This is a genomic window from Streptomyces pacificus (genome assembly GCF_011766325.1).
In the GTDB taxonomy this organism is placed as follows: Bacteria; Actinomycetota; Actinomycetes; order Streptomycetales; family Streptomycetaceae; genus Streptomyces; species Streptomyces pacificus.
This window is the reverse complement of sequence record NZ_BLLG01000003.1, coordinates 1-19,581: the sequence shown is the minus strand read 5'-3', so window position 1 is coordinate 19,581 and position 19,581 is coordinate 1. Positions and strand designations below refer to the sequence as shown.

Annotated in this window: 20 protein-coding genes; 14 read left to right on the top strand and 6 right to left on the bottom strand. The window is 67.8% G+C overall.

Annotation, left to right across the window (positions count from 1 at the left end):
- Window positions 1–10: 10 nt before the first annotated feature.
- The 5 genes from SCWH03_RS05295 to SCWH03_RS05275 form a co-directional block, all read right to left on the bottom strand.
- A complete protein-coding gene (locus SCWH03_RS05295) occupies window positions 11–292 on the bottom strand; it encodes a group II intron maturase-specific domain-containing protein (protein ID WP_173262648.1) in 282 nt (93 codons plus the stop codon).
- 127 nt (window positions 293–419) lie between these two features.
- Complete coding sequence (locus SCWH03_RS05290; protein ID WP_173262645.1) at window positions 420–1,760, bottom strand: hypothetical protein; 1,341 nt, start codon at window positions 1,758–1,760, stop codon at window positions 420–422.
- Entirely contained in the window at window positions 1,757–3,757 is a 2,001-nt protein-coding gene (locus tag SCWH03_RS05285; RefSeq protein ID WP_173262642.1) for a hypothetical protein, read from the bottom strand. Before SCWH03_RS05285 ends, SCWH03_RS05290 begins: the two co-directional genes overlap by 4 nt.
- Window positions 3,754–4,548 carry a toll/interleukin-1 receptor domain-containing protein gene (locus tag SCWH03_RS05280; protein WP_173262639.1) on the bottom strand — a complete coding sequence of 265 codons (795 nt, stop codon included), beginning with the start codon at window positions 4,546–4,548 and terminating at the stop codon, window positions 3,754–3,756. The genes SCWH03_RS05285 and SCWH03_RS05280 overlap by 4 nt, the downstream gene beginning before the upstream one ends.
- Before the next feature lie 306 nt (window positions 4,549–4,854).
- On the bottom strand, window positions 4,855–6,108 hold the full coding sequence (locus tag SCWH03_RS05275) for a helix-turn-helix domain-containing protein (RefSeq protein ID WP_173262636.1): 1,254 nt from the start codon (window positions 6,106–6,108) through the stop codon (window positions 4,855–4,857).
- Window positions 6,109–6,552: 444 nt separating this feature from the next.
- Between SCWH03_RS05275 and SCWH03_RS05270 the strand changes: the two genes are divergently transcribed.
- Genes SCWH03_RS05270 through SCWH03_RS05245 form a run of 6 tightly spaced genes read left to right on the top strand, consistent with a single transcriptional unit; the run spans window position 6,553 to window position 9,568 of the window.
- Complete coding sequence (locus SCWH03_RS05270; protein ID WP_254076579.1) at window positions 6,553–7,083, top strand: toprim domain-containing protein; 531 nt, start codon at window positions 6,553–6,555, stop codon at window positions 7,081–7,083.
- Window positions 7,080–7,433 carry a hypothetical protein gene (locus SCWH03_RS05265; protein ID WP_173262630.1) on the top strand — a complete coding sequence of 118 codons (354 nt, stop codon included), beginning with the start codon at window positions 7,080–7,082 and terminating at the stop codon, window positions 7,431–7,433. The genes SCWH03_RS05270 and SCWH03_RS05265 overlap by 4 nt, the downstream gene beginning before the upstream one ends.
- On the top strand, window positions 7,430–7,651 hold the full coding sequence (locus tag SCWH03_RS05260; protein ID WP_173262627.1) for a hypothetical protein: 222 nt from the start codon (window positions 7,430–7,432) through the stop codon (window positions 7,649–7,651). Before SCWH03_RS05265 ends, SCWH03_RS05260 begins: the two co-directional genes overlap by 4 nt.
- Entirely contained in the window at window positions 7,648–8,844 is a 1,197-nt protein-coding gene (locus SCWH03_RS05255) for a hypothetical protein (RefSeq protein WP_173262624.1), read from the top strand. The genes SCWH03_RS05260 and SCWH03_RS05255 overlap by 4 nt, the downstream gene beginning before the upstream one ends.
- Window positions 8,841–9,188, top strand: coding sequence for a hypothetical protein (locus SCWH03_RS05250; RefSeq protein WP_173262621.1), 348 nt, complete (start codon window positions 8,841–8,843; stop codon window positions 9,186–9,188). Before SCWH03_RS05255 ends, SCWH03_RS05250 begins: the two co-directional genes overlap by 4 nt.
- Window positions 9,185–9,568 carry an RNA polymerase sigma factor gene (locus SCWH03_RS05245; RefSeq protein ID WP_173262618.1) on the top strand — a complete coding sequence of 128 codons (384 nt, stop codon included), beginning with the start codon at window positions 9,185–9,187 and terminating at the stop codon, window positions 9,566–9,568. Before SCWH03_RS05250 ends, SCWH03_RS05245 begins: the two co-directional genes overlap by 4 nt.
- A 63-nt stretch (window positions 9,569–9,631) precedes the next feature.
- Here the strand turns inward: SCWH03_RS05245 and SCWH03_RS05240 are convergent, their stop codons facing one another.
- Entirely contained in the window at window positions 9,632–10,978 is a 1,347-nt protein-coding gene (locus tag SCWH03_RS05240) for an NsdA family TPR-like regulatory protein (protein WP_371872613.1), read from the bottom strand.
- A 124-nt stretch (window positions 10,979–11,102) separates the two neighbouring features.
- On the opposite strand from SCWH03_RS05240, the gene SCWH03_RS05235 reads away from it, so the two are divergent.
- The 8 genes from SCWH03_RS05235 (at window position 11,103) to SCWH03_RS05200 (ending at window position 19,117) form a co-directional block, all read left to right on the top strand.
- The gene (locus SCWH03_RS05235) at window positions 11,103–11,996 is read left to right on the top strand and encodes a phosphotransferase (RefSeq protein ID WP_173262615.1); all 894 of its coding nucleotides are present in this window, start codon (window positions 11,103–11,105) and stop codon (window positions 11,994–11,996) included.
- Window positions 11,993–13,318 carry a methionine adenosyltransferase gene (locus SCWH03_RS05230; protein ID WP_254076578.1) on the top strand — a complete coding sequence of 442 codons (1,326 nt, stop codon included), beginning with the start codon at window positions 11,993–11,995 and terminating at the stop codon, window positions 13,316–13,318. Before SCWH03_RS05235 ends, SCWH03_RS05230 begins: the two co-directional genes overlap by 4 nt.
- Window positions 13,319–13,365: 47 nt before the next feature.
- Window positions 13,366–14,244, top strand: coding sequence for an aminoglycoside phosphotransferase family protein (locus tag SCWH03_RS05225; RefSeq protein ID WP_254076577.1), 879 nt, complete (start codon window positions 13,366–13,368; stop codon window positions 14,242–14,244).
- Complete coding sequence (locus SCWH03_RS05220) at window positions 14,241–14,870, top strand: histidine phosphatase family protein (protein ID WP_173262609.1); 630 nt, start codon at window positions 14,241–14,243, stop codon at window positions 14,868–14,870. The genes SCWH03_RS05225 and SCWH03_RS05220 overlap by 4 nt, the downstream gene beginning before the upstream one ends.
- Window positions 14,871–14,943: 73 nt before the next feature.
- Complete coding sequence (gene serS, locus SCWH03_RS05215; protein WP_173262606.1) at window positions 14,944–16,236, top strand: serine--tRNA ligase; 1,293 nt, start codon at window positions 14,944–14,946, stop codon at window positions 16,234–16,236.
- On the top strand, window positions 16,236–17,252 hold the full coding sequence (locus SCWH03_RS05210; RefSeq protein ID WP_173262603.1) for a glycosyltransferase: 1,017 nt from the start codon (window positions 16,236–16,238) through the stop codon (window positions 17,250–17,252). The genes serS and SCWH03_RS05210 overlap by 1 nt, the downstream gene beginning before the upstream one ends.
- A 170-nt stretch (window positions 17,253–17,422) precedes the next feature.
- Window positions 17,423–18,229: a hypothetical protein gene (locus SCWH03_RS05205; RefSeq protein WP_254076576.1), complete on the top strand. Its 807-nt coding sequence runs from the start codon at window positions 17,423–17,425 to the stop codon at window positions 18,227–18,229.
- Between the two features lie 82 nt (window positions 18,230–18,311).
- Window positions 18,312–19,117, top strand: a protein-coding gene (locus SCWH03_RS05200) for an IS5 family transposase (protein ID WP_216854722.1) whose coding sequence is annotated in 2 segments (ribosomal slippage) — window positions 18,312–18,642 and window positions 18,642–19,117 — 807 coding nt in all. Because the reading frame shifts where the segments join, the coding sequence is not laid out codon by codon here.
- Window positions 19,118–19,581: the final 464 nt, after the last annotated feature.

Here is a 19,581-nt window from a genome sequence, read left to right as displayed (position 1 = left end):
GTCGTCCTGGTCATCTGACGGCCGGTTTCGCCCAGGCCCAGTGCGCGAAGTACCGAGGCTGCCGGGCGACCGCATTGCGCATCGCCCCGTTGGCCTTCTTCCAGGACCGGAGCCTCTTGTACTTGTTCATGATCCACCGCAGCAAGTAGGTGTTGATGCGGTGGAGCAGGGCCGACAGTTCGTGGCGGCAGAAGGCCCCGTAGTAGGCCATCCAGCCTCGCACGATGGGGTTGATCCAGCGCGCGAGGTCCGCCTCGGTACTGTTCACGTGGCGGTGCAGCTCACGCCGCATCGTGGCGCCAACGCAGGTCGAACCCAGGCCAACGGACGGACCCGGTGATGGTCTCGCAGGACAGGAGAGGCTCCCCTGCCGCGGTGTGCGGTGAAGGGGAGCCTCGGCGAGCTGACCGTCTACCGGATCAGACCCCGTTCTCGTCGTCCTCGTTCCATGGGCGGGGTTCGGCGGGCCGGTGCGGGCTGTGCGACGGGTCCCAGAAGTGGGGCGGCGGAGTGTCGTCCTCGCTCGTCTCCCACCGATCCTGGTCCCGGTCACCGGCGTTCGCGCTGCCCTCCGCCGTCCTCGGTGTGAACGTGCTCGCACCGGGGGCCACGTCCGGGTCGGTGAACGGCGGGCCTTCGGGGGCCGGGGAGCGGGGCGGCCAGGGGCCGGTAGTGTTCCCCTCGCTCGAAGGCTCGTCCTCCGGGCCATCGCCGGGAGCCAGGCCAAATGCCCGCCTGATCTCGGCGGCTGCCTCGTCCATCCCCTCCGCTTTCAAGAACCTCATTACGCGGTGCGCGAGCACCGTGTACCCGTCCATGTCCGGCTTCAGGCCCGCCTCCGTCAGCAACAGGCGCAGTCGATCCGAGACCCCTACTTCCTCCTCGCGGTCGAAAACCCCTCCTCCGTGGTCGTCCCCGTCCCACAGCGGGCCCCCGACGGTCGCTTCGCTCCGTGCGCTCATGGGCGGGACGAGCAGGTGGCGGAAGAGCTCGGGCACTTCCTCGTCGTTGGCCGCCGCCGCGACCTGTGCGAGCGGGCCGATCATGTCGACCGCCTTCTCGATTTCGTTCTCGTGGCGGGCGAGCCACCACACCACCGCGCTGCCCGCGCTCTTGAGCACGTCGTCACCGAGGTAGCGCCGCTTGTTGCGCTCGTGCTGACGCTCGTACTCCCAGATCTCCTCGTCCTTGCGAAGGTCGTTCAGCTTCTGCAGGCGTTCGCGGTCGGCGGGGGCGAGGGTCAGCGTCACATCGGCCGCCATGGCCTTCACCCGTCCGCTCAGGTCGGGGAGCAAGATGCCCAGCTGCCCCTCCAAGAGGTACCGTGCGAAGCTTGCCCGGCCGGGTTCCTCGTGACGGACGACCTCCAGGGCCCGGCTGACGACCGAGGACACGGCGAGGGCTGAGGAGGCACTGTCTGCCTGGCCGGCGTGGTCGGGGACCGGCCTCCACCACACGGTGGCGGAGAAGAGGAAGTCGTAGCCGTTCGTCGCGCTCGACAGCGCCGCGTCGACCACCCGTGCCTCCTGGTACGGCTGCTCCGCCGGCACCGCGGGCGGCTCGGGCTCCCCGGGCTCGTACGGGTCGGCGGATGTGTGGCCACCGCTGAGAACCGTCATCACGAGCAGCAGGGAACCGGAGACAGTGACCATGGACATAAAGCCCCACAACCATGCCGACCAGTCCAGAAAGTGTCCGAGCACAGCCGGTGCGAGGCCGCAGAGAGCGACGAACAGCAGGCTGGGAAAACGGTGTTTCATCGTTCCTCTTCCGTGATCCGTGGTTCGGCGCCCGCACGCTCCTTACTCTCCGGCCGGGCGTACTGCGCTTGGTCGATGTGCCGCCAGAAGAGGGCGGCGACGGCCGCCCGGGACGGGTGGCGCGCAGACCGTGCCCAGCCGCAGGCGATGACGTAGAGGCGGTGGAGGGCGGCCGTGCGGCCGTGCGTCGCCCTGACCATCACGTCCAGCGCCATCTCTTGCGTGCGGTCGTCCGCCACGGCGTCCAGCCAGCTGCTCACCAGCGGGTTCCAGAGTTCCGTCGGCGGTTGCGAGAACACCGTCTTCCAGCCCAGGAACAGGTCCGGCCAGCGGGGTGGGTCCGGCGCTCGGTCGCTCCTCAACAGCTCTGCGAGCAGGAGGAGATGGGAATGCGCCCCGGGTTGTTCCTGACGTGCCCGGTCCCGCAGGCGGTCGATCAGCAGTCGGTAGAGCCGACGGTCACGGCCGGCGAGGTGGAGAAGCGCTTCCCGGGCCCCGTGCGCTGCCCCCTCCCTCCGTACGGCGAGGTGGTGGAGGCGCACCACTGCTTGATCTGGGTGCGTCGCGCCGAGGCTCTGGTGACAGGCGGTTGTCAAGACACGGGCCAGGCCGTCAGACAAGGAGCCGGACCTCGTGACGCACTCGTACATCCGCCTGCGGAACCACCCGCCGAACTCCTGGTGGCGGAGACCTAGTTCGAGAGCTGTCGCGGCTCGCGGATCGCTGGACGCCCTGGCCGCGTCGTTCGCCCAGCGCACCACGAGGCCGAAAAGGTCGTCGGGCCGCCGGACGGCCAGAGACCGCTCGCCGAAGCGGACGACGACGTCCACCTGGTCGTCGGTGGTCAGGCCGTCCAGCTCGGCGGCAGAGCCGATCCAGTCCCTGAGGCCGTTGCGTACCCCGGGGAAGTTCGCCCAGAAGTACGTCCGCACCGCGTCGGCGTAGGCCAGCCGCTCGAAGCGGAGCCGTCCGTCCGGGGCCCGTTCGATCCCGAGCGCTTTCAACCGCTCCCCGAAGTCCGTCTGCGCGAACTCGGAGGTCACCTCCTCCTTGTGCCCCACTTCCTTCAATAGGCGTTGCCATGCCTCGTAAACGGTGTCTGCGCGAGATCCTTCGAACACTGCAGCCGCGAGCAGCAAGGCCCGCTCGGGCGCGGTGCGTACCGCGACCATCTGCTGACCCACCTCACCGGCACGGTCGGTCACCGCGTGCATCGCCTGGTCGAGCCATCCCGCGAAGTCGGATCCGAACCGGCCACTGTCGCAAGCGGCCTTCACCAGCCTGGCGAGCCGCGCCAGTTCCCGCATGGGGGAGCGGTCACACAGGTGCTGGAGGCCGGCGCTCGTCAGATCCGCAGGGTGGAAGGCCATCCGGTCCATGCGGAGGTGCCGGGTGACGACAGCGACGCCCCGGGGGCGCTCCAGCTTCACCCTGTGCGGTTCGAAGTCCGGCGCATGGGCGTCCTCCATGACCGACGGCAGGACGACGACCATGTGGGCCCCCGCTTCCTGGACCTTCGACCGGTGCACGGCCAGACGGCGCTGGGCCCTGGTGTACTCCTCTTCGTCGGTGATCCCGGAGAGGTCGAGAAGGAAACGGTCCCCCTCGCCGGGGGTGAGTGGCTTGTCGTTCCTGCTCTCGTCCTTGGCTGTGGCGGGAAGCTCCTCGACCCGAACCCTCTCCTCGTCGGTGTTCCTGTCATCCCCGAGCCCGTGCAGCAGCATGATTGCCGCGGCACGGCGGCCGCTGCCGGGCGGTCCCTCCAGCAGCACCACCGATCCTGGTTTCTCCAAGTGGTAGGCGGCGATGCGGTAACCCCTAGGGGGAACGAACCGGTCGGCCAGGCGCACCCGGTCCTCAAGGGCGATCCGGAGGGACTCGACCCCTTTGCGGGTCATCCAGTCCGTGGCAGCGCCGTAGAAGACGTACTGATGCCCCTCGCCGCTGTTCACCGGGCCGTGCGGATCGCTGACGGTGACGCGGTCCTGCTCGGTCATCGCCCGTCGTCCCAGCATCGGCGCTCGCGCTCGAAGCGCTGGTGGACCGTACCGCTGTTGTCGCCGGCGGTGAACTGGACCCCGGTGTTGTCGCCCTCGAAGTGAGGCGCGTTGTACTGGTGGCCCCGGCCGGTGTTCACGGGCCCCTGCGGCTCGTTGACGAAGGTGCCGGACAGGTCTCCGATGAGGTTTCCGATGCCGCCGCGCACGCGCTGTTCGACGTCACGCGTCCGCATCCTGATGTGCCCGGTATCCCGGGCCGACTCCTCGTGTGACTTCGCCTCCGTCCGCTCCCTTGCCGCACGGCCGTCGCGGTCCACCCTGCTCAGCTCGGGCAGCAGCCGGGCGAGGGTGTCTCCGAGCGTCGTCAGGTCCGATTCGGCGTTGCGGTGGTCGAACCGCCTGTACTGGAAGTCCGCCAGCTCCAGCAGATCGTCCGGAAGGACGGTGCGGTCGATCCGCGTGGCCTTTCCCACGAGCACGGGGATCACCAGGATCCCGCGGTCGAGCGCGGTCTGGATCTCGCGACGGGTCCAGTCCTGTTCGGCTTCGAGCGCGGGGCGGCCGTCGGTCCCCCGTACCTCCGCCCAGCGCGGGCCGATCACGGCGAGGAGCGCCTCGCACTCCTCCACCGCCCTGACCAGTTCCGCCGGGAAACGGCGTCCGGGATCAATCGAGTTGCTGGCGAAGAAGATCCGCTCGTCGCCGAACCTCCGGGTGAGCTCCCGGGCGATCATGGTCGCGGCAGATTCCTCGTCGCCTGTGCGGTAGTTGACGAAGACGTCGGGCATGAAGGTTCCCTTCGTGAGAGAAGACGAGTGAACGGGCACAGGGCTGTGGACCGGGGATTCGGTTCACCCGAGCCATGGGGTCCCGACCGTGTGACGGCATGGCGCGTCCACGGGAGGGCATGCGAATGGCGGGGCACCGCCTGTGCGTCACTGGCTGCGGGCAGCCCGGAGAAGCCGGGGGGCGCGATGCGACGCGTCGGGCGGGAATCAGAGAGGCCCGCGGGGATCATGGGATCCGGAGGGCCGGAGGCGGCGGTAGTGGGGCGAGCCGGGCGGGTCGAGTCCGTGTCGGTCGTGGAGCGGCTGTCAGTCGTGCGCGGGAGCGAGTACGCGCGCCAGCGCGGGTTGTAGATCACGCACGGCGCGGCTGCTCCGAAACCGGGACAGTTCCCGTGAGAGGCGTCGGACGTCGCTGTTCACCGTCGCCGAGGGCACGGCCGGCATCACTCCCAGGAGCTCCCCGGCGATCGCGCACGCGTGCTCGACCTCCCCGGAGGCGGCATGTGCCAGGGACCTGCGGAAGCCGTACCGGGCGCGGGTACGCAGCGCGTGCGGCGGGAGGCGGCGGTACTCTCGGTCGAGTACCTCGGCAGCAGTCTTGGGGCGCCCGAGGTCGTGCAGACACCAGCCGGTCGACATCGCCGCCGGATCGCTCACGTGTGAGGTGCCGATCACGGGCTCGGTGCCGTTGAGGGCGTCATCGTCGGCGAGCAGTTCCCGCGCCCTATCGAGGCTGCGGAGGCAGTCGGCTTCGTTGCCGACGAGCGCGTGCCCTTGGGCCTCTCGTTGGGCCGCGAGTCCCCTGATGCGCGGTGGGAGTTCGCGACTCTGGGCGCGGCGGGCCAGAGCGACGGTGCCAGCGGCGTCCCCGCCGTACATTGTGACCAGGGCGCGCCGCACCAGTGCGTAGGAACCGAGGTACGGGTCACCCCCGGCGCGCGCCAATTCGACGGCCTCGCCCGTCCAGCCGAGTGCCGCGTCGCTGTCCCCGGCCTCCTGGGCCATCCAGCCGGTGAACTCCGCGAACCGTGAGGCGAGCAGGAACGCAGGGGCCCGGGAGGCGGACCGGGCGTCGGAGGCGAGCCCGGCGACCATGTGGGTCTGCGTCTCCAACAGGGGGAGCAAGATCTTGGGAGCGGTGGACTGGCCGAGCTTCCGCAGCTGGTCGAACTGCATGCGGTAGGAGCCCAGGAGGGGGTCGCCGGCGTAGGACAACGCCTGACCGCCGAGTTTCAGGCCGAGGTCGATCAGCACTCCCGTGCCCGCCGAGAGGACTGCCCGACGCCCGACTAGCCAGCGGTGGGGACCGGCGGGGGAGGCGGCGGAGCCCGAGTCCGAGTCCGCTTCGGGGCGGACGACCAAGCGCTGCAGTTCGCCGTCCGCGCCGAGAAAGGCGTCACACCGCCGGGCCAGTTCGGGGGACGCGGAACGCTCTCCGCGCTCGACCTTGCTGAGGTGCCCCTTGTCGTAGTTGAGCGCCACGGAGAACTCGGTGAGAGTTAGCCCCGCTTCCACTCGTAAACGGCGAAGTTCCGGGCCGAAACGTAAAGTCGTGCTCATCATCAACCTCCCCTTGAACAGTGACCGCGAGAGCCGTCCGCCCTCACGGGAGCCGTCATCAGACGACCACCGGTCGACGCGAAACCCGATGGTGAACACTTGCTGTAACGGTGTCACTTCGCTTCGCGTCCGAGACTGAGTCTGGCACGACCCTCGTTTGGAGAATCGGGGTTCGACGGTGTTGCCCGTTGCCTCTTTCGTTCTTCGTGGTTCCCTGCCCGTTCCTCGGGGCGACCGGGATTGACCATGATGAGTAGGGTCGGGGACTGGCGCGGTGGCGTGTGACGCTCCGTTTCCAGTCCCCGACCCTACTCGCGCGAGCCCTTGCGGCCTCTCTCGCCCTCGCAACGCGAGATGTTGGAGGAGGCGGCGAGCGCGTATCAGGCAGCGCTTGCGGAGGACGCCGCTCGGTACCTCCTCGGTCGCGGAATCGGAAAGGCCGAGGTGGCTACGTTCCGGCTTCGCGTCGTCGCTGATCCCTTCCCGGGGCACGAGAAGTACCGGGGCATGCTCGCCATCCCCTACCTCGGCCACGACGGTCAGACGCTGACGATCCGCTTCCGCTGCCTCCAGGAGCACAACCACCGCGAACACGGCCACGGGAAGTACAACACCATCGCCGAGGACCCACCCCGCCTGTACGGGGTCGACTCGATCCACACGGCCGGCGACGAGATCCATCTGACCGAGGGGGAGTTCGACCGCGTGATCCTCCGCAAGATCGGCTGGCATGCGGTCGGGTCGCCGGGGGCGGAGATGTGGTTCGGCCGGCACCGCCGCATGCTCGCGGGCTTCTCGAAGGTCTGGGTGTGGGGCGATCCGGACGACGCCGGGGCCAAGTTCACGGCGAAGGTCTGCCGCTCCCTCCGCAACGCGAAGGGCGTACGGCTGCGGGACGGCGACGTGACCGAGACCTACCTGCGGGGCGGCGCCCAGGCCCTCCACGACCTGATCAACGAGGAGAACACGAAGTGACCGAGACCAAGACGACGAAGAGACCGGCTCGCAGGACCACCGACCCGACGACCGCCGTCCTGTCCGAGGTGAAGGCCGCCCGGAAGCTCGTCGGGGACCGGACGGCCCCGCTGGCAGGTGGACAGCGTCCCGCGAAGGGCCGCGCGTACCACCTGCGCGAGTCGAACCGCTGGCGGTCGGTCAACCACGGCCGCGAACTCGCCGAGACCCCCGGCTGGGACTCGGCCGTCCTGGCAGAGGCATTCGGCACCTTCGCCGAGCCGGAGGCCCAGCACGCACGCGCCGGACTCGTGCGTCTCGCCGCTCTGGCCGTCGCCGCAGTCGAGTCGATCGACCGGGAGGCGGCGTGACCCGGCATCCTCTACCGGGCAGTCCCGGCCCACGCCTGACCGCGATCTGGGAGGCGCTCGACGACCGCGAGCGCGAGGCGTTCGAGCGGCACCTCCTCCAGGACACAGCGGCCGAAGACCTCGTCTGGATTCTCGGCCGCTTCGGACACCGCGTGTCGGCCTCCACCATCCGTACGTACCGGCGCCGACTGCGCCAGGAAGCGAGCGACAGCGCTTGAGTGACTCCCTTCTCGACGAACTCCTCTCCAAGCCCGTGGGCCCGTCCATACCGGCCCGCCAGACCGACCCCGACAAGGACTTCACCCGGCAGATCGAGGTGAACGGCGACGCCGCCGAGGTCACCGTGCGCGGCCCCGCCGAGACGGACCCGAAAGGCACCGCGGCCACCGTCCTACGCGCCCACGGCCTCGACCCGGCCAACTGGGAGGTCAAGGGCTTCCGCAGCTCCGAGTGGACGATGCCGAACGGCGAGCTCGGTGTCTCCACCCGCTTCACCTTCACCCGCGCCATGGTCACCACCGAGCCGGACCGCCCCGACCTCGGCGAGCTCCTGGCGACCCTCGAGGCGTACGAGCCGCGCTGGCCCGCTGCCGGTCTTCCCCAGGGCGACCACACGTACGTCATCGCCCTGGGCGACATGCAGTTCGGGAAGCTCGACGGCGACGGCCCGGCCGGCACGCTGCGACGCACGATCGAATGCCTCAACAAGGCTGCTGACCTACTGGAGGTCTACCGCGAACGCTTCCCCATCGGGCACGTTCACCTGGCCTGGCTCGGCGATCACGTCGAGGGCTTCCAGTCGCAGGGCGGCTCGAACGTCTGGCGTACGTCGCTGACGCTCACCGAGCAGATCCGGCTGACCCGGCGCGCGATGCTGCACGGCGCTCTGGCCTTCGCTCCGCTCGCGCGACGGCTGACGATCGCCGCCGTGCCGGGCAACCACGGCGAGGCCGTACGGATCAATGGCAAGGGCGTGACCCGATACGACGACTCCCACGACACGGAGGCCCTGATCTCCGTACGCGACGCACTGGAGCTCAACCCCGAGCTGTTCGAGCACGTCGAGTGCTTCGTCCCGAACACCGACGAGCTGACCGTCGTCGTGGACTGCTCGGGGACCGTGGTGGCGCACGCGCACGGGCACCAGTGGCGGCCGGGCAAGCACTTCGAGTGGTGGAAGGGCCAGGCGTTCAACAAGGCGAGCGCACTGCACCAGGCGGATGTACTGCTCGCCGGTCACCTGCACCACGAGTTCGTGGACACGGACGGCCCGCGCACGTTCATCCAGCCGCCGGCCATGCAGAGCGAATCGACGTGGTGGCGGCACGCGAAGGGCACGACCGGGGCGCCGGGCCTGGTGGTCGCCGTGACGAAGAACGGCGAAGTGCCGGTGAAGGAGGTGGTCCGATGAGTCTGCGTCTCGCCGACTTCGACGCGTCCGAAGCCGTCGCGGCGGCCGACTGGTCCGTTCTCGCCGAACCGCAGGTCGAAAGCGTCGTACAGGCCGTTGCCCGCGCGTTCGCCCGAGACTACGGGCTGACCCTGGAGTACGAGGACGCCTACCAGGAGGCCGTGATCACCGTGGCCGAGCGGGCTGCCTACGTACGGCAGATCCTCGCCGACGCGGGAGCCGGCCTTCTGCACCGCTGGCTGTCCCAGCGCCTACGGGACCGCTGGCTGACCGAAGCCAAGCACCGCACCGCACACGTCTCCTACGAGGCCGCCCGGCACAAGGCGGAGAGGAGTGGCCTGTGACGGCCTACGACCGGCGACTCGTCGAGCACCTCCTCCCGGCGGTGTGGGACCAGGAAGCGGCGTACGGCATCCGCAACCCGACAGCGCCCGACGCCGACATGCCGAAGGGCACCGTCGACCCGAAGGCCGCGGGCATTCTGTTCGCCCACCTCGCCGACATCCGGCGAGGCTGGGCGACCGCCCCGCTCACCCCCGCCGAACGCCAGGCCCTTGTCCTCCGCTACGGCGCGGACCTGCCAGACGACGAGGCCGCAGCCCTTCAGGGCGTTACCGGCCGAGCTGTTCGCTACCGATGTGAGCGCGGCGTCGGAAAGATCACCTCCCATCTCAACGGGCTGGAGTACATCGACGGGTACGAGGAACTGAACAGCGCTGCGTGAAGCTCAAGCGCCACGGAACGCAGGCGCCCCGCACACACGATCTGGAGCGCCTGCGTTCGAGGACTACGCAGCCGTGGTGAGCTCCCTAACCCGCTCGTTGAAGTCGGCCACCAGCCGATGACTGCCGAAGGGGCGCATGCGCCGCTGAAGGTCGTGTACGGCTTCGACGGCACGCGAGGACTTGACCTGCCCGGCCAGGCTGAGAGTGCGAACGCCAGCCGCGTGGGCCGCCTCCAAGTCCTTCCTCTGCAAATGAGATACGGCGAGGGCGGCCTGAGACATGGCCCCCCGCCGAGCCCGCTTCTGGCTCCTGGCGTGGTCGATGGACCTCCGCGCGTGCTCATCCGCGGAGGTCGCATCGCCGAGGTCCCGGAACGTGTTGGCGTGCTCTCCGTGCAGGTAGGCCGGGTCGATGAACGCGGCCCACTCCGGCTCTTCCGCCGGTCGGGCCTTCCCGTACGCCTTCTCCGACTCGACCACTGCGTGGGCCGCCGCCGTCTTGTCGTCGAGCAAGGCGAGAGCTCGCGCCTCCAAGCACCAGAGGTCCGCCAGACAGGCCGGCGAATTGACGTGGGACAGTCCCAGGCGCCCAGCCTGCGCCAGGCGTCGTCCTTCTGCCGGGTCGCCGAGCAGCGTGGCTTGGTCCGCCATGCCGGCCAACACATGGGCGCCCAAGGCCGGGTTGCCGGATTCCTCGGCGAGACGGAGCGATTGGATCAAGTACCTCTGGGCTAGGCCGTGCTCGCCGTTGTCGTAAGCCATCCACCCCAGCAGATAGGTCTGCTCAGCAGCGGCCTCACAGAGGGCTCGTCGCACGTCATCGCTGTAGGTGCGGCGAAGCAGGGGGTACACGTGCTGGTTCATGTACTCGGCGAGGATCAGGCGACCGGAGCCGCCCCCTTGAAGGACATCCATCTTCTGGAACTCGCCGAACATATTCTTCACCGCCGTCACGTCTTCAAGACGCACGCGGGGGCCGGTCTGCGGCTTCTGGTCCAGTACGTTCATCAGCCAGTCGCGTGATGGGCCTACACCGGCGAGGGCCGCGAACGGTGCACCTGCAAGGAAGTTTCGTCGATCCACGTCAGCTCTCCCGAGGTCTGCGACAACCTCCACGGTAGCCGCGTAGGAAGAGTTGTACACGAGTGCGCCCTCGGTGCTTGCTCCATCGCCGAGTCCGAGATCATACGTTGTGACCCGGTATCCGACGCAGTCGGAGAACACCGCCGCGATGATGTCAGGTAAGGGCGTACGCGGTATCTGACCTTCGAGCCAGAAGCGAACTCGCGCCGTGCTCGTTGCGACGTGAGGCTCGTTCCAATCCACTGCCTTGGCTTTCACCCTTCTCGCCAACTCGCCACGGCTCATGCCGGATCGGGCGAGCCACCTTGCGAGGTTCTCGTTGGCCATGCCCAGCCTCTCTGTGACGTGAGGTAGTGGAAGCGACACCCTTCGACACCCCTGTCGACGGTACCGCGCGGCACGCTCATGAGGTTGTCTGGGACCAAGCTGATCACGGGGAGGGCCAGAGACCATGGCGAGTAGCGCATTACAGGCCGGCACCAACGACCTCCAGCTCGGAAGCTACGGAACGGCCATCGTGAGGCCCAACGCGATCACGCGATGGGCCCTCGACGGGAGTTCGATACTCAAGATTTACCGCAACATCGCCCCGCACGAGAGAAGGCGTCGGGAGCTGGTTGCGCTTCAGATCGCTGTGGAGTGGGGCCTGTCCGTTCCGCCCGTCATGGCGACGGGCGAGCACGACGACCACGCATGGACCGTCTTTGGGACCGTGTCAGGGAGGCCCTGCTCGATCCGCACCGTCCGAGAGGTCCAGGACTTCGTTCGGCACGCCATCGCGGCGACTCGTCAGGTCCACCGCGAGATCGACGGAGCCCACACCGGCCCAGGTTGGCGGTGGCAGGGCGAACCCCCGGGTTCCAACCGCGGTTTCCTTCTCGACCAGTTCTCCAGCCGCTGCCGGAAACTTCCGTGGTGGCATGACCTGGAGGCTGCCCTTGAGCCCTACGACGAACTTCCCACGGTCTACCTGCACGGCGACCTCAAGCCGGAGCACCTGCTGATCGACGGAAGCCGTCTCCACATAGTCGATTGGGAGGCCAGCGGGCGGGGCCCTGCCGTGAGCGATCAGGCCGACGCGACCTTCCACGTCATACGCGACTTAATCTACACGTCCGTCACGCCTCGCCGAGTGCCCATCGGCATCATCAGCCAACTCGGAGCTACGGGCGCGGCATTGGCTTGGCGCCTTGCCCTGTGGCTCGATCGACGGCGCTCCGGAGACATCCACCTCGTTCCGGCGCGTGACCTCCACCAACTTGCTGCGGAAGACGATCCCGTGGCGGCTTATGAGCAACTCGCCCGACTTGTCACGCGCTTGCGGACTGCAGGCGTCCCGCGATGATCTTGGTTCGTCCGGCCGACCGGCCAGACGAGTTCCCCGCACACCCCTTCCAGCTCTGCGAGGAGTACGCCATGCACCGAACCAGCGCGACCGTCGGCAACAGCCGCATAGTGATCGAGGCCGGAGCGCCCCGACCCGACGCGACCACCATCGTCGAGCGGAAGGGCCTCGGCCACCCGGACACCCTCGCCGACCACCTCGCCGAGCGGCTGTCCCGGGCGTACAGCCAGTACACCGTGCAGCACTTCGGCGCCGTGCTCCACCACAACTTCGACAAGCTCGCCCTCCTCGGCGGGGCGAGCGAAGTCCGCTACGGCGGCGCCAAGATGAGCTCTCTGGTGCGCGTTCTCGTCAACGGCCGAGCCGCGCCTCAGTGCGGTGGCGAATCGATCCCCGTTACGGAGATCGTCGAAGCGGAGGTCAGGGCATTCTTCGCCGAACGGCTGCCAGAGGTCTCGGATCACCTCGACATCGCCTTCAACATCACGAGCAACTCAAGTCCCGGCGCTGTCCTCACCGGCGACGACGTTCCGGACCGAACCCGCTGGTTCAACCCCCGCTCCATAGACGACCTCCGTGAGCGTCGGGTGCGCCTCTCGAACGACACTTCTCTCGGGACGGGTTGGGCTCCAGAGAACCCCTTCGAGACCTTCGTTCGCGATCTCGTGGACCACTTCTCCGGACAGAGCGACTTCACGCGGGCCCATGCCTGGTGCGGCTCCGACGTGAAGCTCATGGGCTATTGGGATGGGCAGCACGCGGACATCGTGTTGTGCGTACCTCAGAAGTCGCGCCATGTCGCGAGTCGAGCGGAGTACGTTCGCAACACCGAGGCCGTTCTCGCCGAATGCCACCGCCTCGCCGGCATCCATCTACCCGGTGCGGACGCGGACTTCCGCCTCAACGCTCGCGACGTGCCCGAGAAGGATGAGCTCTACCTGACCTACACCGGCAGCTCGATCGAGTCCGGCGACGAGGGCGTTGTCGGCCGAGGCAACCGCGTCAACGGTCTCATCACGCCCCTCCGCCCGATGAACCTGGAGGGGGCGAGCGGCAAGAACCCGGTCTACCACGTCGGCAAGCTCTACAACATCGCCGCTCTCCGGCTGGCGCGGCGACTCCACGAAGCCACTGGCGAACACGCGGAAGTGCACCTGGTGAGCACCACGGGGCAGAGGCTCGATCAGCCGTGGCGGGTTCTGATTCGTCTCGCCGCACAAGAGGCCGAGATCGACAAGGTGCAAGCGCTCGTCACCGAGGCGCTGGAGGAGTTCCCGGCCCTCACCGACGAGCTCGTTCAAGAGGGGATCGTGCTGAGCTGATGACTACGCGGACGCTCGGCGACGTTCCCGCAGGATGCCGACAGCGATTGATCGCGCACTACGGGCCGAAGGCGGAGGGGTGGCTCGACGCCGTACCCAGCGTTCTGGGGCAGGTGGCGGATCGCTGGAGCCTCTCGCTGGAGGGCTACCACGACGCTGGACACGCCTCCGTGATCGCCACAGCCAGCGATCTCGACGAGCGTCCGCGGCTCCTCAAGGCTTGGGTCGATCCCGCTCGCTATCGCAATGAGATTCAGGCACTCCGACTTTGGGCCGGCGGGATGACCGTCGATGTCATAGAGACTGCCGACGATCAGGCGGTGGCACTTCTCGAAATGATCGGAGGGCGCCCCGGAGGCTCGGACTGGCGGGTGCGGGAGACGCAGATGGTGGCTGGCGCCCTCCACGGCCTGCACCTTCGGGGCCGATCGAGACCGAGCACTGTCAGCCTCCCCCTTCTCAGCGACTACCTTCGCTGTGAGGTGCTACCGCGGATCGAGAAGCGGGCGCTGAATCTCGATCTTGGGCCCTGGCGGTCACTCGTGGACGACGAGGTTCAAGCGCTCGCCGGGCTCCATGAAGACCCGGGGCGATCCACTGTGCTGCACGGGGATCTGTATCGGGAGAACGTGCCGTTCGACATCAAGGGCCATCCGCGTCTGATCGATCCCGTACCCATGGTGGGCGACGCCGCCTTCGACTGGGCCTTCTGGACCGTCTACTACGAGCTCGGCCGAGAAACGAGCCAGCGACTCGCGACAGCGGCCAGGATCTCCCGCATTCCTGTCCCGGTGATCGCTCCGTGGTGCCGGTTGTTGTCCGTAGACGGCCTCCTCTACTACGTGGACACCGGTGATCCGCGCGCACCGCAGATGGCGGAGGTGCTCTCCTTCCTGTCCGCCCGAGAAGCGAGAGGCGACGTATGAAGACGTTCCTCCTCCGTCACGGTCAGACGGAGTACAGCACGAAGTACCTGGTCAATGGGGACCCGACCGTCTCCGTCCAGCTCAGCGAAGAGGGCGTTCGGTCCTGTCAGCGGGCCTGGACCGTCCTACCACTGCACAGCATGCGGACGTGGGTGGCCAGTGGGTTCCCACGGGCTCAGCAGACCGCTCTCCTGCTCACGGGGGTGCCCTCCGCGAAGCTCGTCGTCGAGCCCCGGCTGAATGAACTCGACTACGGCGAATTCGAGGGTGGGCCATTCCTTGACTACGGCGGCTGGCTCGATCACCACGGGGCATGGCAGCGTCCGCCGGGAGCCACGGAGTCACAACGAGAAGGCATTCGCCGGATGCTCCTGGGGGTGGAGGACTGCCTGAACCTCCCCGGCCCACGCCTCCTCATAGGTCACGGCTTGCTCCTCTCTGTCCTCTTTTGGCACCGGGACCGTTCCGAGGGTGAGGCCATGCCCTTGTTCTTCCCGGAAGCCCCCTGCGTCCAGCCGCTCGACGTTCCGGACGGCGTGCTGAGCGGCTGGATCGCAGAGCTCCTGACTGATCTTGAGATGGAACCTCGCCGAGATCCAGAAGAGAGGAGTGACGCAGCGATATAGCGGGGCGACGCCGCGTCGGCAGTTGCTACCGTCGGAGCAGTAGCTCACTTTCCGGAGAAGAAGGACCCCAGCCATGCATGATGCTCGCGCCCTGATCGATATGGGGGCCGAAGCGGTACGACGACTCGCTCGCCGCGGTTACTCCCTGGAGCTGTCCGTCCTGGAGGACCTTCAGGCCCGGCGGAACCAGAGCATCCGCGTGGCTGACGAGCTGCGGGCGGAGTCCAAGCGCGTGGCCAAGGAGGTCCAGGAGACCGCGAAGCAGGGCGGGGACATCTCCAAGCTGAAGGAGCGGGCCCGCGAGATCAAGGACGAGATCCGCGACATCGAAGCCGATCAGGAGAAGGTCCAGGACGAGCTTCGGAACCTCCTGCTCACCATCCCGAACCTCCCCGATGACAGGGCTCCGGATGGCGACTCCGAGGAGTTCGCGGTCGAGGTCCGTCGAGTGGGGACTCCGCCCACCTTCTCCTTCGAACCGAAGGACCACGTCGATCTTGGCGAGGCCACCGGCGTCCTCGACTTCGCTCGGGCGACGAAGCTCTCGGGCCCGCGTTTCGCCGTCTCTCGCGGGGCGGGGGCGGCCCTTGAGCGGGCGCTCGCCACGCTCTTCCTCAACCTTCACACGCGCCGACACGGCTACGTCGAGCACTCAGTCCCGTTCCTGGTCACCCGCAAGACGATGACCGGCACGGGCCAGCTGCCGAAGTTCGAGGAGGACCTGTTCAAGACCGGCGTCGCGGATCGCGAACTGTTCCTGATCCCAACCGCCGAGGTCCCGCTCACCAACCTCTACGCCGACGAGATCATCCCGCCCTCTGAGCTGCCCCTCGCCCTCACCGCCCAGACGCCGTGCTTCCGCTCGGAGGCCGGCTCGTACGGCCGTGACACCCGGGGGCTCATCCGCCAGCACCAGTTCACCAAGGTGGAGATGGTGCGGATCTGCGACCCCGAGGATGCCGATGCCGAGCTGGAGGCGATGATCAGCCACGCCGAGGCGTGCCTGAAGGAGCTGGGCCTCGCCTACCGCGTGATCAAGCTGGCCGCCGGCGACACGGGCTTCTCCGCCCAGCTCACCTACGACCTGGAGGTGTGGCTGCCCAGCCAGAACACCTACCGCGAGATCTCGTCGGTCTCCAACTTCGGCACCTTCCAAGCGCGCCGCGCGAACATCCGCACCCGCGGCGCGGACGGAAAGCCAAGGCTGGTCGCCACACTCAACGGCTCGGGCCTTCCGATCGGCCGCACCCTGGCCGCGCTGCTCGAACAGTGCCAGCAACAGGACGGCTCGATCGTCCTGCCTGAATCACTCGTCCCGTACCTCGGCTTCCGCCGTATCTCGGCGGACGGAACACCGGAGGCATAGTGCTCGTCGGCGTCTGCGACTTTCCTGGTAGCTACGCTTTTCCCCCTGCCGGATACGGCGGGATCGAACGATGGCTTTGGGCGGTCGCAGTAGGCGCCCGAGCCGCAGGCGCCGACGTACACCTCCTGGGCCCGGGATGGCTCCCGGAGCTGGAAGCCGAATGGGTCCGCAAGCCGATTCGCCTCGAAGATGTCACCGCGGGCTCGCTGGCCGAGCGCGACCTCGAAGCCGCTGGCTATGACCTCCTGATCGTCGGCCACGAGTATCCGTCGCTGCCTGCCTGGGTGCGGACCTGGAGCCAACTGGACTGCGACGTAGCCACGTTCCAGCACTCCCCGGTGTTCCAGCACACCGAATCCGCATTCGACGGCAAGCTGTCGCGGCTCTACTGCTACTCGCCCGAAATGATCGAGCGCTACGCGGCCCACCAGCCCATTCCGGAACTGGCTGTCCACCTCGGGCTCAACGAGGAGGAGCCGCCGGCCGCCAAGGGGCGAGACCTGGTGTGGCTCGGCCGCGTACACGAGGAGAAGGCTCCCCACCTCGCGGTGAGGGCAGCTCAGATACTCGGTCGCCGTATCCGCATCGTCGGCCCCGTCTTCAATGAGGACTACGTACGCAGCCACGAAAAGATCTTCTCCGCAGACAACGTGGAGTGGGTCGGCGAGCTCGGCGGCCCCGCCAAGACGGCCGCCATCCGTGACGCGTCCGTGTTCGTCTACACGTACGAGCGCACGTACGTGGAGGCGGGGGCTGCCGTCTTCGGCGAGTCCCTGCGGGCGGGAACGCCCATGGCCGCCCTGACCTGGCGGGAGGGAACCTGCGCCCACGCCGCACTCTGCGAACGCACGGGCGTGACGACAGTCGTCCCACCCGACGCGGACGACGAGACAGCGTCCCAGGCTCTCGCTGAGGCCATCGAGCGCGCTACCGTACTGGATCACTCCGAGGTCCAAGCCGTAGGCCAACACCGCTTTGCTCCAACGCGACACTTCGAGGCCATGGCGGCACGCTGATGCTGACCGGTCCACCCGCGCATCAGATAGCGACTGCACTCCGCCAAGTGCTCGGGTCAGGCTGGGAGTTCGCGATCGACGGCACAGACCTTGAGGTCCTTCATCGCCATCGAGGCTCACCATATGCGCCGCCTCGCCGATCACCATCGTGGGCCGGGCTCCTAACGACCTTGGAGGACGCCTTCGCTGCCCGGGGCGTTCCTCGCGACGCATGCATCCCGCTCCGCTGGGGACGCGAAACCGAACTGGCCATCTCGGCGGTACAGGCGCTCGATCCCCTTCTCAAAGACGGCCGCCCTATGACCTACCGCAGTGGATTCCTACCGCAGCCGGTAGTCCGATTCACTGGCGAGCGAGACCACCAAGGGGATCTCCTCGACGGCTACCTGACCTCCTTCGTCAACGTGTCGCGCGTGCAACCGATCCAGGGCATCGACGAGTACGCCGCCGTCCTGGACGACTGGCTCTACGTCCTCTCACGACTCGGCTTCCACGCCCGACACATAAGCCTCTACGGTCGGATCAAGGTCTGGCACCGCCGGCAGGTGGCCGGGGTAACACTCAGGTTCCGCCACCTGGACCTCACACTCGGCGACATCGTGCTCCTCTGGAACATCGAGAACCCTCAGTGCATGGCCGTTGATCTCGGCACGGGCCTTGAGCGGTTAGCTTGGGCCCGAACGCTCCAGAGCTGGGATGAACTGATCTTCGGCTCTCTCGCCGGAGCCGCGCCGGCTTCCACCTTGGACGCACTCCGCACGGCAACGCTGCTGATCGGCAACGGCATCATGCCCGCTGCTCGGGGCGCGGGTGGGGTGACCCGTCGGGTCCTTGGCACCCTAGCCCCCGAGTCTGTCCGCCTTGGGGTAAACGCCGCGGTTCGGGCATCACATCGGTATTGGACAACGATCACGGCGCTTCCCGTACCGTGGCCCGCCGTCGCCACCGCCATCGAGCAGGAGACCACCCGCCGATAGCCGTTTCAGTGCCCCCGGACTTAGAGCGCGTCTCACGTGGCGTGAGTTGGATGCGGCATGATGCCTGGCCATGGGTGTCGGTCTGTCACAGCGGTTGGTTCCTGACGAACTCTGGACACTGGTTGCTCCGTTGCTTCCGCCTTTCGCGTCACGTCCGCAGGGCGGTGGGACCGCCCCGTGCGACGAGCGGGCCGTGTTCACCGCTGTGGTGTACGTGCTGACCAGCGGGTGCGCATGGCGGCATCTTCCCGAGACATTCGAGGTGTCTCCCGCTACGGCGCACCGCCGGTTCTCCGCCTGGACCGAGGCTGGGCTCTGGAGACGGTTGCATGGGGCGGTCCTGGACGAACTCGGTGCCCGCGGTGAAGTGGACTGGACCTCGGCGATCGTGGATGCGGCCTCGGTGCGCGCGAAAAGGGGGGATCGCTGACCGGGCGCAATCCGGTCGACCGGGGCAAGAAGGGCAGCAAGCTGCACGTCCTGTCCGACGCCCAGGGATTACCTCTAGCGCTGGGTGTGTCCGGGGCGAACGTCCATGACAGCCAGGCTCTGCTGCCGCTGGTCCTGGGCATACCCGCGATCCGGTCGCGGCGTGGGCCGCGCCGACGCCGACCCAGCAAGCTCCGCGCGGACAAGGCCTACCACTCCACCGAGCACCTGAGGTGGCTGCGCAGCCGCGGCATCGTCCCGCGCATCGCCCGCCCGGGCATCGAGTCCAGCGAGCGACTTGGCCGGCACCGCTGGAAGATCGAACGGTCGATCTCCTGGCTCTTCGGCTACCGCCGCCTCACCGTCCGGTACGAGCGGAAGGGCTCGCACTTTCTCGGCTTCCTCGGACTCGCAGCCGCACTGACCTGCTACAAGAAGCTGACCCAACCCGCCACGTAAGACGCGCTCTTAGGTGACTTCGCTGGCCGCGGCAAGCGCGGAGGTGCGGCGCACTCGGTGCCGTTCCGCCCTGAACACCGATCTTGCCGAGCCCTCACCTCTCAATGCGCACCCATGTATCACGGTCCGTCCATGCCCCGACCGAGCGGCTACTGGCTCCCAGCCTTCACCGTCCAGCGTGACGCTCGGAAGAACCTCGAACTTCTCCTTGCGATGCCCCGTAGGCGTGACTGTTTAGGGATTTCAGCTGGTTGCGGGCAGCATCCATGGCCGTCCGGCGAAGAGGTCGCGTAGGGCGGTGAGGGGATTGATGCCGTGCTTGCGGACGGTGGAGATGTAGGGCCTGTTCCAGGTTCGGATCATGTCGGTCGGAGGCTGCGGATCCAGATCATGGCACCGCGTAGGTGGAGTCCGGCAAGGTAGCTGGTGGCGGTCTTGTCGTAGCGGGTTGCCAGGCCCCGCCA

Excerpts from the sequence above, each read along its gene's own strand:
- SCWH03_RS05295 (WP_173262648.1), bottom strand. The coding sequence starts at position 292 with ATGCGGCGTGAGCTGCACCGCCACGTGAACAGTACCGAGGCGGACCTC.
- SCWH03_RS05290 (WP_173262645.1), bottom strand. The coding sequence starts at position 1,760 with ATGAAACACCGTTTTCCCAGCCTGCTGTTCGTCGCTCTCTGCGGCCTC.
- SCWH03_RS05285 (WP_173262642.1), bottom strand. The coding sequence starts at position 3,757 with ATGACCGAGCAGGACCGCGTCACCGTCAGCGATCCGCACGGCCCGGTG.
- SCWH03_RS05280 (WP_173262639.1), bottom strand. The coding sequence starts at position 4,548 with ATGCCCGACGTCTTCGTCAACTACCGCACAGGCGACGAGGAATCTGCC.
- SCWH03_RS05275 (WP_173262636.1), bottom strand. The coding sequence starts at position 6,108 with ATGAGCACGACTTTACGTTTCGGCCCGGAACTTCGCCGTTTACGAGTG.
- SCWH03_RS05250 (WP_173262621.1), top strand. The coding sequence starts at position 8,841 with ATGAGTCTGCGTCTCGCCGACTTCGACGCGTCCGAAGCCGTCGCGGCG.
- SCWH03_RS05240 (WP_371872613.1), bottom strand. The coding sequence starts at position 10,978 with ATGGCCAACGAGAACCTCGCAAGGTGGCTCGCCCGATCCGGCATGAGC.
- SCWH03_RS05235 (WP_173262615.1), top strand. The coding sequence starts at position 11,103 with ATGGCGAGTAGCGCATTACAGGCCGGCACCAACGACCTCCAGCTCGGA.
- SCWH03_RS05230 (WP_254076578.1), top strand. The coding sequence starts at position 11,993 with ATGATCTTGGTTCGTCCGGCCGACCGGCCAGACGAGTTCCCCGCACAC.
- SCWH03_RS05220 (WP_173262609.1), top strand. The coding sequence starts at position 14,241 with ATGAAGACGTTCCTCCTCCGTCACGGTCAGACGGAGTACAGCACGAAG.
- serS (WP_173262606.1), top strand. The coding sequence starts at position 14,944 with ATGCATGATGCTCGCGCCCTGATCGATATGGGGGCCGAAGCGGTACGA.